The 11,965-nt window shown below is 62.0% G+C and carries 9 protein-coding genes; all 9 read right to left on the bottom strand.

From position 1 onward, the window contains the following. Positions 1-79: 79 nt before the first annotated feature. Entirely contained in the window at positions 80-1,312 is a 1,233-nt protein-coding gene (locus J1C49_RS10080; RefSeq protein ID WP_227445690.1) for a carbohydrate ABC transporter permease, read from the bottom strand. A gap of 166 nt (positions 1,313-1,478) precedes the next feature. Continuing rightward, complete coding sequence (locus J1C49_RS10075) at positions 1,479-2,834, bottom strand: ABC transporter substrate-binding protein (RefSeq protein ID WP_227445689.1); 1,356 nt, start codon at positions 2,832-2,834, stop codon at positions 1,479-1,481. 45 nt (positions 2,835-2,879) lie between these two features. After that, on the bottom strand, positions 2,880-3,977 hold the full coding sequence (locus J1C49_RS10070; protein WP_227445688.1) for a LacI family DNA-binding transcriptional regulator: 1,098 nt from the start codon (positions 3,975-3,977) through the stop codon (positions 2,880-2,882). A gap of 109 nt (positions 3,978-4,086) precedes the next feature. Continuing rightward, positions 4,087-4,782, bottom strand: coding sequence for an urea ABC transporter ATP-binding subunit UrtE (gene urtE, locus J1C49_RS10065; RefSeq protein WP_370639397.1), 696 nt, complete (start codon positions 4,780-4,782; stop codon positions 4,087-4,089). Position 4,783: 1 nt separating this feature from the next. Continuing rightward, positions 4,784-5,524, bottom strand: a complete 741-nt coding sequence (urtD, locus tag J1C49_RS10060) for an urea ABC transporter ATP-binding protein UrtD (protein ID WP_227445686.1) — start codon at positions 5,522-5,524, stop codon at positions 4,784-4,786. Further along, positions 5,521-6,777 (bottom strand): urea ABC transporter permease subunit UrtC, encoded by a 1,257-nt coding sequence (gene urtC / locus J1C49_RS10055; RefSeq protein WP_227445685.1) that lies wholly within the window; start codon positions 6,775-6,777, stop codon positions 5,521-5,523. Before urtC ends, urtD begins: the two co-directional genes overlap by 4 nt. Positions 6,778-6,946: 169 nt before the next feature. Beyond that, on the bottom strand, positions 6,947-8,902 hold the full coding sequence (urtB, locus tag J1C49_RS10050) for an urea ABC transporter permease subunit UrtB (RefSeq protein WP_370639395.1): 1,956 nt from the start codon (positions 8,900-8,902) through the stop codon (positions 6,947-6,949). Between the two features lie 102 nt (positions 8,903-9,004). Next, positions 9,005-10,252, bottom strand: a complete 1,248-nt coding sequence (urtA, locus tag J1C49_RS10045) for an urea ABC transporter substrate-binding protein (RefSeq protein WP_227445727.1) — start codon at positions 10,250-10,252, stop codon at positions 9,005-9,007. Between the two features lie 375 nt (positions 10,253-10,627). Next, a complete protein-coding gene (locus J1C49_RS10040; RefSeq protein WP_227445684.1) occupies positions 10,628-11,821 on the bottom strand; it encodes a CaiB/BaiF CoA-transferase family protein in 1,194 nt (397 codons plus the stop codon). Positions 11,822-11,965 lie beyond the last annotated feature (144 nt).

The raw sequence follows: 11,965 nt of genomic DNA, 5'->3' as shown, positions 1-11,965 counted from the left end.
CATAGGGCATGCGCATGGTTTGTGCATGGAATGTGCATGGATTGTGCATGCCCGTTTCGGACCGTTTTGCCCGCCCCGATCACAGCCCTTCCTCCTGGCTCACATATTTGAAGAAGAAGATCGAAAACAGGATCAGACAGCCAAAGATCACCACCGCCACCGCCGCGCCTGCGCCGATATTGGAGACCGCAAAAGCCTGTTCATAGACGTTCACCGTCAGCGTCCGGGTGCCTGCGTTCCCGCCCGTCAGAAGGAAGATGTCGTCGAACTTGTTGAAGGTCCAGATGAAGCGCAACAGGAACAGAACTGAAAGGATTCCAAGGAGTTGCGGAAGGCTGAGATACCAGAACTGCTGAAAGGGCGAGGCCCCGTCCATGTCGGCGGCCTCATACATGTCGCTGTCGATGCTCTGCATCCGTGCAAGGATGAACAGGAAGGACAGCGGGAAATACCGCCAGATCTCGAACACTGTCACCATGATCAGCGCCAGCGGGCGCTCGCCAAAGAAGTTGATGGCGTCGGTCGTCACCCCCATCTGCACCAACAGCGCATTGGCCGAGCCGGAAAACGGATCGAATAGAATGATCCAGGCGAACGCCACCGCGATCACCGGCGCCACGTAGGGAAAGAGGTAAAGTCCACGCAAAATTCCCTGTCCCTTGAAGGACTTATTGAGAAGCATCGCGGCAAAAAGGCCAAACACCAAAGCGCCGATCGTGCCGAACACGGTGTAGAACATCGTCACCCAAAGCACGTCCCAGAACTCGTCCCCGTCAAAGACGCGCGCGAAATTCTCGGTGGTGAATTCCATATTGGTCAGGATGTTGTTGCCCGATCCCGTAAGCTCCGGCTCGGTGCTTTCGGCAGCCTCTTCGGCGGCATCGGCGTCGCCGGTCAGCGCAACAAAGATCTCCACCTCGTCACGCGCGCCGCCTTCAAGATCGCCAATATCACAAAGGAAGGCCGCGCCATCAATCGTACAGCGCGGATCAGCCGAGACGACCCGCAGCGTGTCGGGGATCGTGTCCCGGATGGTAACGCCGGATATGACTTCTGATTGCGAGGAGTTGCGCAGCCGGTATTCCAGCCGCAGCGTATCGTCCGAACCGCGCAGCGCCTCGCGGACCACAGGTGCGGGCGGGCGCAGATCGGCCAGCCCTATGGGCTTGAAACTGATCCAGAAAATCGCCAGCAGCGGCAGGATAACAACCGCCGAAACAATCGTGATCGTCGGCAACAGCAACGACCACGCGAGACGGGCTTCGCGTTTTTCGAGGGCGCCGGTGCCCACAGGCGGTGTCGCTTGGCTCATGGTCTCAGCCCTCCTTGTTCGGGTCCGCTGTCGCGGATCTTCCAGACAAACGGATTCAGGTGCTCAACCCATCGAGACGCCACTCGATCCGGTTGAAATTGCGGCATTTTCGGCAACAGGTCTCCCGGTCCCGACCACACGGGGCCGGGACCGGGACGGCGGCGGATTACTCCAGCGCGCCGAGTTCTTCGTTCATCTTGGCAACCGCGCCAGCGGCATCGATGTCCCCATCGATATATTCGCGCACGATGCGGTTGATTGCCTGGCTGTTGATGATCTTGGAGGCCAGCGCAAGCTGCCCATCCGCGACACCCCAACGCTGTGCCACATCCAGACCGCCAACGATTTCGTCAATCATGGCCGCGTCATAGAGCTCGGAGAGCGGCGCGCGCCTGTCGACCCCCACATCCAGCTTGGACCAAGCGTCGACAAATGCCGTGGGGTTTTCGGCCGTGCCACGACGCACAGGGAACTTGCCCTCGGGCGCGATGGACAGCGTCTGCATATAGCCGGCATCCATGGAATACTGGATGAACTGCTGCGCCTCGTCGATATCGGCATCCGCCGTGATCCCGAAGTAGCGCACATCGCCCCACGCAGCACCATCGGGGTTCGACGGGCCGGAGAAGTTGGTTACGATACCCGTCGCCGCCGCGAGATCGCGCGAGGTCGGATCGTCGTTGATCGTCGGCGGTGCACTGTCGCGCAGACCGGCCAGCTCATCGAGGATGAACGGCGACCAGATGATCATCGCCGCATCGCCCGCAAAGTAGAGGGTGCGCGACTGATCCCAGTAGAGCTCGCCCGGAGGGGAAGCTTCCGCGATCGCCTTGTAGAAATCGAGCACCTCGATCGTGCGCGCCTCGTCAAAGCCGGTGAACCCCTCAGGGCCAACGGGCGTGGCGCCATTGGCAAGAAACACATGCTCCAGAACCTGGCTCATGAAGTTTTCGTCCACCTTCGTTGCGGCGACAAAACCAAACATTTCCGGCGGGTTGTGCAGCGCTTCGATGGCGGCGAGAACATTGGCATAGCTTGTGGGGGCTTCAAGACCCGCCTCGTCGAAAAGGTCCTTGCGATAGACGATCATCTGCGTCCAGCCATCGACCGGCACGGAGGCGACCCCGTCCTCTGTCGCTGCCATCTCGAGGGCACCGGCGGCAAAGGTATCGCGGCCCAGCGCATCGACCACCTCGGTCGCGGCCTCGGCGTCAAGAATGCCTGCCTCAACCCAGGGCAGCGCATATTGCAGCGTGTGATAGATCACATCCGGAAGGTCACCAGCGGCAAAGGCAGCAGTGGCCCGTGTGCCGAGGTCGCTTTCGGTCACGGGGATTACTTCGACGGCAATACCCGTCTCCGCTTCGAACGCGGCCGCCATTTCTTCTTGTTTGGCAAGGCGCTCGGGCTGTTCCTCCGTGGTCCAGAAGCGAATATCGGCACTTGCGGCCATCGCGCTCAGCGCAACGCCCACAGAGGCTGTCGTCAGAAGCCTGGCCGTTCGGGTCAAAGTGGATGTCATGTCTTTCCTCCCATGGATGACAGTGTTGGTTATCTGCGTTCTTGGTCAGCTTTGGATCCGCGCGGCCAAAGCCTCGGGCGCATGCCGAGGCGGACCGTCGGACCCGCCGATCTTGAGAAAGGCTTGAGCGGTTTCACGCAGCGCCTCCGGCGCAGCCCCCTCGATACGTCTGATGAGCAGGCCCGCGAGCCGTTGCCCGGCCGCACGGCTGTCCACGTTGAAGGTTGTCAGCGGCGGGCGGGCCCATGCCCCCTCGGGGATTCCGTCATACGAGATCACCGAAACGTCCTGCCCCACCTCCAGACCAAGTGTCTCGGCGGCGTCGTAAGCGCCAAGCGCGGCCGCATCGGTGGCAAAGACGATACCCGTGGGCGGCAACGGCATCGTCAACAGTCTGGACGTGGCCGCGGCACCGGATTGGCGCGTCATCGCACCTTCCAGCATCAGGGACTCATCCACGGCCAGAGCCGCTTCGGCCATACCCTGACGAAACCCGTCTTCGCGCAGCGCGCTGAAATTGTAGACCGCGCCACCATTGACAAAGGCGATGCGCCGATGCCCATGCCCCGCCATACGCAAGACGGCCTGCCGGATCGCATCCTCGCCAAGGATATCGAACCATGCGCATCCTTCCGGATCCGCGACGCGGCCATACAAAACGAACGGCACGTCGAGCTGACGCAACAAGTCCGCGCGTGGATCATGCCTGAGCGTCCGGGGCAGGATGAATCCGTCCGCCTTGCGCTCGTGCACAAGCCTTTCGAGGGTGCCCAGCATCTCCGGCCCACTGGATGCGGTTGCAAAGGTCAGGGTCCAGGACTGCTCGGAAGCCGTGCTGGAAATGCCGGCAAGGAAATCCGACAGGAAAGGCCGCTGACCGCCGGGGATGTCGGACTGAAGCACAAGGCCCAGCGCCCGGGTTCGGCCCGTCCGGATCGCCTGGGCCTGCGTCAGGGGGCGATAGCCCATGCGCTCCGCCTGCCGCTGCACCCGCAAACGCGTGGCATCGGCGATATCCGGATAGCCGTTAAGCGCGCGGCTCACCGTGCCTTTGGTCAGGCCCAGCTTATCCGCCAGCTGCGCAATCGTGACGCGCTGCGGCGGCAACCGCGATGTCGTGATGCTCCCATTCGTCTGGTCCAAGCCAAACACCTCCCGAATCAGAGCATCGGCTCCGAAACCGGTTTCGGCAAGGGTTGATATCGTTTTGTGCCCGAGCGCACGCGCGCTTCACGCGCTTGGTTGGGGCGTTTCAGACAGAGACGGCGGCGAGCAGGGTCTCGCGGTTCACATCCGTTTTGCGCGCCTCATAGGTCTTGGATCCGCGCTCCAGAACGGTGAAATGATCCCCAAGTTCAAGAGCAAAATCAAAGTATTGCTCAACCAGGATGATGGCCATGTCGCCCCGCGTCCGCAGGCGTTTGATGACTTCCCCGATCTGCTGGATGATGTTCGGCTGAATCCCTTCGGTCGGCTCGTCGAGAAGCAGAACCTTGGGACGTGTGATCAGGGCCCGCGCGATGGCGAGCTGCTGTTGCTGACCACCCGAGAGGTCGCCGCCGCGCCGCGCTAGGAACTCTTTCAGGATCGGGAAGAGCTCGAAAATCTCTTCCGGAACACCACGCTCGGCGCGCGGCAAACAGGCAAATCCGGTCTCGAGATTCTCCTGCACGGTCAGGAACGGGAAGATTTCGCGGCCTTGCGGGACATAGGCCACGCCCTTTTGCGCTAGCGCGTGGGCCGAGGCGCGGTCGATAGCCTCACCCGCCAGCACATACCGCCCGCCGGAGCGCGGGTGGGTGCCCGAGAGCGCCTTGAGCAGGCTGGTCTTGCCGACCCCGTTGGTGCCCATGACACAGGTTACCTCACCCTGACGCGCGGTCAGGTCGATCCCGTTGAGGATCTGGCTCCCGCCGTAATGCAGCGTGAGCGCTTCGGTTTTCAGGATCTCAGCGGCCAAGATATACCTCGATGACTTTTTCGTCCTGCGTGACGTGATCGATGCTGCCTTCTGCAAGAACCGACCCTTCGTGCAGCACGGTGACCTTGCAGCCGAGCCTGCGGACAAAGGCCATGTCGTGCTCGACCACAACGACGGCGCGGGTCTTGGCGGCCTCGACCAGCAGGTCGGTGGTGTGTTCGCGCTCCGCGGGGGTCATCCCCGCCGCTGGCTCGTCCACCAGCAGCAGGCGCGGCTCCTGCGCAAGAAGCATGCCGATTTCGAGCCACTGTTTCTGCCCGTGGCTCAGCTCACCGGATTTGCGGCCAAGATGCGCCGTGAGGCCGACTTCCTCGGCCAATTCGCCAACGCGGGTATGGTCTGCGCGGTTCGGAGACGAGAACAGAACGGCCAGAGGGTTGCGGTTGTTGCGGAGCGCGAGCATCAGGTTTTCGGCAACGGTCTGGTCTTCGAAGACGGTCGGGCGCTGAAACTTGCGGCCCACCCCCTCGCGCGCGATGCGCGCCTCGCTCAGACCTGTCAGCGACAGCGACTTTTCCCCGTAGAGCACGCGGCCCTCATCCGGTCTCGTCTTGCCGGTGATGATGTCCATGAAGGTTGTCTTCCCCGCCCCGTTGGGGCCGATCACGGCGCGCAGCTCGCGCTCACCGATCTGAAAGGCAAGATTGTTGATCGCCTTGAAGCCGTCAAAGCTCACCGAAACACCGGACACTTCGAGAAGCGTGCTCATCGCTCGGCCTCCTGTTCCCGCAGCGCGCCCTGATCGGGCCCGAGATCGGCGCCATGCCTGTCGGGACTGCGCTTGTCCGCAATCCAGTCGAACAGACCCCCGATCCCTTTCGGCGCGAAAAGCGTGACGCCAACGAAGCTGAACCCCAACAGGACCGTCCACCAATCAACCCATTTGATGGTGTAGAACCCCAGCGGGATATCGGGCGCCTGACCGCCGGTGAACCACGTGGAGAGCAACGATACGAACGCCGCGCCGATGACTGCGCCGTAAAGACGGCCACGCCCGCCGATGGCGACCCAGACCGCGAGGTAGATCGACGCAATCGGGGCAATCTCCGCCGGGTTGATGATCCCGGCCTGCGGATAGTAGAGCGCGCCTGCGATGCCTGCGATTACAGCCGTGACCGTAAAGATCACAAGCTTGTAGGCCTCCACGGGATAGCCGAGGAAGCGCACCCGCGTTTCATCGTCCCGGATCGCCCGTATGACGGAGCCGAACTTGCCGGAAACGATCCAGGTGCAAAGCAGGAAGCCCGCGCCGAGCGCGACAGCCGAGGCCCAGAAGAACCACATGGAAACGGTGGATTGCGGCACGTCGCCGAGGCCGGGCAGGTTTTGCAGACCGGACAATCCGTTGTTGCCTCGCAGCCCGCTGTCGTTTTGGAACAGATAAAGCGCCAGCGCGAGGGTCATGGCCTGCGTCAGGATCGAGAGATAGACGCCGGTCACGCGGCTGCGGAACGCAAGCCAGCCGAACACCAGCGCCAGAAGACCCGGCACAAGCACAACGGCCGCCAATTGCAGTGGCAGCGAATGCGCCAGAGCCCAGATCGGCGGGAATTCAGAGGCACCGACCACGCCAAAGATCTGGGTGGCGATACCGTCGCGTATTTCATCCGGTGTCGGAGGCAATGGCGCCTGTGCGAGGCTTTCGGCCACGATGATTTCCGTGCGGGCATACATCAGCCACATGCCGATCGCGTAGCCCCCCAGCCCGAAAAACGCCATATGTCCAAGCGAGAGGATCCCGCAATATCCCCAAACCAGGTCCATCGCCAGAGCAACGAGGCAAAGGCACAGCGTCTTGCCGAGGGTCTTGACGAAGCTGGTCGAGATCACGCCGGTCCCGGTTCCTTCCGCGAGCAGAGTGACAGCCAGCGTGAAGAGCGCGAGGCAGGCGAGAAAGACAAGAACGGCCGGATGCCGTTGAATGAAGGCTCGGCGGGGCATGGTGAGCGCAGCATCGGTCATGGGCGGCACCCTCGCGTTTTCTTGTGGGCGCCTGCGGCGCCGGATGGGGGCGCAGCCCCCAAACCCCCGGAGTATTTTCCGACAGAAGAAACAGAGCCGGTGCACCACGGGGAGGCCTGGGCGCGTAGCGTGTCGGACCGGGCGAGGCGGTGGTCTGGACGAAGAACGGTCATGCGTCTGCGGCCCTTCCCTTGAGGGCGATGATACCGCGCGGGCGAACCTGGATGAACAGGATGATGAAGAGGATCATGTAGGTCTGCGCTGCCAATGTGTTGGACGGGTTGAGCCATTCGATTCCCTTTTGCAGGGTGCCGACCAGCGTGGCCCCAAGCAACGTGCCCCAGATGTTCCCGACCCCGCCAACGACAACGGTCATGAAGCTTTGCACGATGTAATCAGCGCCCATTTCGGACGTGACCTTGGCGTAGAGACCAATGGCGACGCCCGCGATCCCGGCAATGCCGGAGCCGAGGCCGAAGGTCAGCATGTTGATCTTGTCGGGGTTGATGCCCATGGAAGCGGCCATCCGCGGGTTCTGTGTCACCGCCCTGACTTCGAGGCCGAGCCGGGTGCGGTTCATCACAAACAGAAAGAGAAGGAGAAAGAGGATCGCGAGCACAAAAATCGCGATGCGGATATAGCTGATCGAGACGATGTCATTGAAGACGAGGCTGCCATCGAGCCAGCCCGGCGATGTCAGCGGACGGGCTTGCGTGCCGAAAATGTTCTTGGCGATCTGTTGGAGGGCGATGGACACCCCAAAGGTTGCCAGAAGCGTTTCCAGCGGCCGGTGATAAAGCCAACGGATCACAAGCCGCTCCATGGCCACGCCGGCGGCGAAGGTGACCGCGAAGGCAATCGGAATCGCGAGGATGATCGACAGCGTGTAGTCGGGAACGACCTGTTGCACGACGAAACCGGTATAAGCCCCCATCATGATGAATTCGCCATGGGCCATGTTGATCACCCCCATCACGCCGAAGGTGATGGCCAGACCGATCGCGGCCAGGAAATAGATCGACGCGAGCGAAATCGCGTCCAGGGCCAGATCGGCCGCCTGGTTGAGCGCGACCTTGGCCTCGATTGCGTCCAACGCCTCCTGTGCGGCAAGCGCGACGGCAACGGGCGCGCCGGTGTAAATCTCGAAAAAGACAAACCGCTCCAGTGCCGTCTCGATTTCAAGCCCGGTGGCTGCGGGCTCGGCCAGCCCTTGTTCGACCAGCGCGGCATATGCGAGATCGCGGGCGGCTTCCGTGTCGAGGCTCGCAACGGCAATTCCGGCGACGGCAGATCCATCGCTGTTGTCGATGAGCGCCTGTCGCTTGGCATCCGGGGCAAGCGGCGGCGGGGCCAGTGCTTCACTGACGAGAAGATCATAGGCCTGATCCTTCGGCAGTGCCTCCGACCCCGGTGCGAGCACGCGCGCCGCGTCTTCGGGTGCGGCCTCCGCGACGCGCAGGCTGGTGTTGACCAGAGGATTGAGCGCCGCGCGCACATCGACCCCGAGGTCTCCCGCGAAGCTCTGGATGGCTTCGATTCGCGCATCTTCGGAGGCCCCGAATCGAATGGTCAGCAAGCGCTCCAGCCGCGCCTTGCGCACCAAGAGCGCTGGATCGGTTTCTTCTCCGGCAGCGCGCAGAGCCATGAGATGCGCGGGTTCCGGGTCCCTTTCGATTGCGTCCAGAGCCGTCGCCCGCACGGTTGCATCGGGATCGCCGAGCTGAAACTGCACCAGTGCCGCGGCAATCATACCGCGAATGCCGCTATTGGGTTTGAGTTGCTTGTAATCGTCATCGGGCACAACGCCGATCTCCGATCCATCCGCCGGATCGAAGATACGGATCGTATCGCGGTCGATTTCTTCGGCAAACACGAAGAGCCCGGTCTCCTCATTGACCCACATCGCCTTGTCCTGCCAGCGCTCCAGAACCGTCTGGGCCTCGGCGAAACCGCTGTTGGCAAGCGCGTCGATGGCTGGACCAATGGTGCGGCGCGAGGATTTTGCGATGACCTCACCCTGCTCCTGAAGCAACATCTGGATCGGGGCTCCGGGATCCTGCGCCATTGCGGGATGCGCGACCAAAAGCCCGAAACACACGGAGAGACGGCTTAGCCAAAGCCACATCGGGATTGTCCTTTTGAGGAAGACTGTCGGTCGAAGGGCCGGCGCACCGGCCCCTCGGAAAGCGCGGACGCTGCCACATGAGGCGACGTCGCGTTTGCGGCATCAGTAGTTGGATTTGATCTGCACGCAGGTCTCTGTCTCGGTGTTGTACATCCCGCAACCAAGATCCTTCCAGTCGGACTTCAGCACCGCGGATTCCGGGAGGAAGTCGGTCCATGCATCGCCGGGCACCTCTTCGGTTTGGGAAATGATGTCGAACTGCCCGTCTTCCTGGATTTCACCGATCAGAACCGGCTTCGCGAGGTGATGGTTGGGCAACATCACGGCGGTACCGCCGGTCAGGTTGGGGAATTCCTGGCCATGCATCGCCGTGCGCACGGCATCGACATCGGTGGTGCCCGCATCGGTCACCGCGTTCACCCACATGTTGAAGCCGATGTAATGCGCTTCCATCGGATCATTGGTCACGCGCTCTTCGCCCATGCGGGACTTCCACGCCGCAATCCATTCGGCATTGGCATCGGTGTCGGCGGACTGGAAATAGTTCCACGCGGCCAGGTGGCCCACAAGGTTTGTCGTATCGAGACCGGACAGCTCTTCCTCACCAACGGAGAAGGCGACGACCGGGATATCATCGGCGCTGACACCGGCGGCCGCGAGTTCCTTGTAGAAACCGACATTGGCATCCCCATTGATGGTCGAGATCACACCGACCTTCTTGCCATCTGCGCCGAGGGCAACCACATCCGCCACGATCTTGGACCAGTCGGAGTGACCGAACGGCGTATAGTTGACGAAGATATCCTCAGAGGCGATCCCCTTGTCCTGGAGATAGCTTTCGAGAATGTTGTTTGTCGTGCGCGGGTAGACGTAGTCCGTGCCGAGCAGCGCAAATTTCTCGACGCCGAGCTCTTCGAGGAAGTAATCCGTCGCGGGGATGGCTTGTTGGTTCGGCGCCGCGCCGGTGTAAAAGACGTTCTTGGAGCTTTCCTCGCCCTCATACTGCACCGGGTAGAAGAGCAGGCCGTTGAGTTCCTCGATCACGGGCAGAACGGATTTCCGGCTCACCGATGTCCAGTTGCCAAAGATGACATCGACATCATGCACCGTGAGCAGTTCGCGGGCCTTTTCCGCAAAAAGCGGCCAGTCGGATGCCGGATCGACCACGACGGCTTCGACGTCGCAGCCCAGAAGGCCGCCCGCGTCGTTCTGCTGTTCGATCAGCATCTCCATCGTGTCTTTGAGGGTTGTTTCAGAAATGGCCATGGTGCCGGACAAAGAGTGCAGAACGCCAACTTTGATCGGGCAGGACACGTCCTGTGCAAAGGCCGGAGCAGCAACACTGGTCATCAGGGCCGCGGCAGCGGACAGGGCAAAACGGTGGGTCAAGGCAGATCTCCCAAGGATCGTGGGGCGTCGGCGCTATTGTCATTGCGGCTGCAAGACACCATATCCACGCGACGCAATTTTGGTTGCGAGTGCGGTGGCGTTTGGAGTTCCAGGCCGACGCCGCCGCGCGATTACGACAAGCGCCGGAGCGCTCGCATCTGCACCATGATGTTGTTGCTGCCCCAACCGGAGTCCATCGGCATGGATTGCGTCCACGGCGGGCGAATAAGGCGGAATTTTAGGCGCAACGAACCCAGTCGCACAATTTTGAGGCGAAAAGGGCAGCAGGACCCCGTGCCGCGCAGGCCCTGACGCGGGTTATCCCGGCACAATTGCTCAAATTGCCCCAGACTTGCGCAATGCATGAACCTCTTGCGACGACAAACCCAGCTCTCGCAACACGTGATCCGTGTCCGCGCCAAGCGCGGGTGGTGGCGTCGCGACGTGAAGCGGTGCACCATCGAGCTTGATCCCCGTGCTGGCAACGGTCACCGGACCCGGAACGCCGGGCACGGAATCAAAGGTCTCAAGAAAGCCGCGCTCCGCAACCTGTGGCGCCTTGAGGACTTGCGGCACTGTCAGGACCGCCCCGGCAGGAATGCCCAATGCGTTCAGCTCCGCCTCCCAATCATCGGCGGCGCGGGTGGTCAGAACCGTTTCAAGCGCCTTCTTGAGGGCCACCCTGTTTGCCTTGCGGTTTTCGCGCGTGGCGTAATCGGGATCATCCCGCAGATGCGGCAGCCCGAGATGATCGGTCAGGGCGACCCATTGCTCCTCCTTGTTGGCCGCGATGTTCAGATCTCCTGCGGCGGTACGAAACAGGCCCGAGGGGGCCGAGGTGGGATTTTCGTTGCCCATGCGCGCAGGAGCCACCCCGGCAATGAGATGGTTGGAGACCGCCCAGCCCATTGTGGCGAGCACTGATTCCAGCATGGACACATCAATATATCCCCCGCGCGGTCGCGCGTTGAGCGCCGCCGCGACCGCAAAAGCCGCCGTCATCCCGCCCACCGTATCGGCCACCGGATAACCAATCCTTTGCGGACCGCCCTCCGGCTGCCCGGTGGTTTCCATGGCGCCCGACATGCCCTGGACGATCTGGTCATAGGCGGGCCGGTCTTTCCACGGCCCATCTTGCCCGAAGCCGGTGATCGCGCAGTAGACAAGCTCTGGCCGATCCTCCTTCAACGTCTCGTATCCAACGCCGAGCCGGTCCATCACGCCGGGTCTGAAGTTCTCGACCAGAACATCGGCACTCTTCGCAAGCCGGCGGAAGAGAGCCTTGCCGTCCGGATGCTTGAGATTGACCGTGACCGAGTGTTTGCCCGCGTTCTGCGCCAGAAAGGATACGCCCATTGCGTGTTCGCTGAGCGCCGGATCGGCGCCGAGCCTGCGCGCGAGGTCTCCACGCTCAGGCGTTTCGATCTTGATGACCTCAGCTCCCATATGGGCCAGCTGATGGCAACAGAACGGCCCTGCCAGCACATTGGTCACATCCAGAACCCGTATTCCCGAAAGTGGTTTGGTCATCACGGCATCCTTTCGGCTCTGGAATCTCGTCCGAAAAACGCTAACCGGTCTTCGCCGTATCGGAAAGCACTGCGGCCGCCGATTGCTGCTTTCGGAACAGCGCCGTGAGATCGATGCGAGCGGTCTTTCTGCACGGGGGCGCCA

Origin of the sequence: Cognatishimia sp. F0-27 (genome assembly GCF_020667845.1) — a bacterium.
In the GTDB taxonomy this organism is placed as follows: domain Bacteria; phylum Pseudomonadota; class Alphaproteobacteria; order Rhodobacterales; family Rhodobacteraceae; genus JAFMPQ01.
Note: the sequence above shows the minus strand (reverse complement) of the source record. Positions and strands in the feature narration are given on the sequence as shown.

Excerpts from the sequence above, each read along its gene's own strand:
- J1C49_RS10080 (WP_227445690.1), bottom strand. The coding sequence starts at position 1,312 with ATGAGCCAAGCGACACCGCCTGTGGGCACCGGCGCCCTCGAAAAACGC.
- J1C49_RS10075 (WP_227445689.1), bottom strand. The coding sequence starts at position 2,834 with ATGACATCCACTTTGACCCGAACGGCCAGGCTTCTGACGACAGCCTCT.
- urtD (WP_227445686.1), bottom strand. The coding sequence starts at position 5,524 with ATGAGCACGCTTCTCGAAGTGTCCGGTGTTTCGGTGAGCTTTGACGGC.
- urtC (WP_227445685.1), bottom strand. The coding sequence starts at position 6,777 with ATGACCGATGCTGCGCTCACCATGCCCCGCCGAGCCTTCATTCAACGG.
- urtB (WP_370639395.1), bottom strand. The coding sequence starts at position 8,902 with ATGTGGCTTTGGCTAAGCCGTCTCTCCGTGTGTTTCGGGCTTTTGGTC.
- urtA (WP_227445727.1), bottom strand. The coding sequence starts at position 10,252 with ATGACCAGTGTTGCTGCTCCGGCCTTTGCACAGGACGTGTCCTGCCCG.
- J1C49_RS10040 (WP_227445684.1), bottom strand. The coding sequence starts at position 11,821 with ATGACCAAACCACTTTCGGGAATACGGGTTCTGGATGTGACCAATGTG.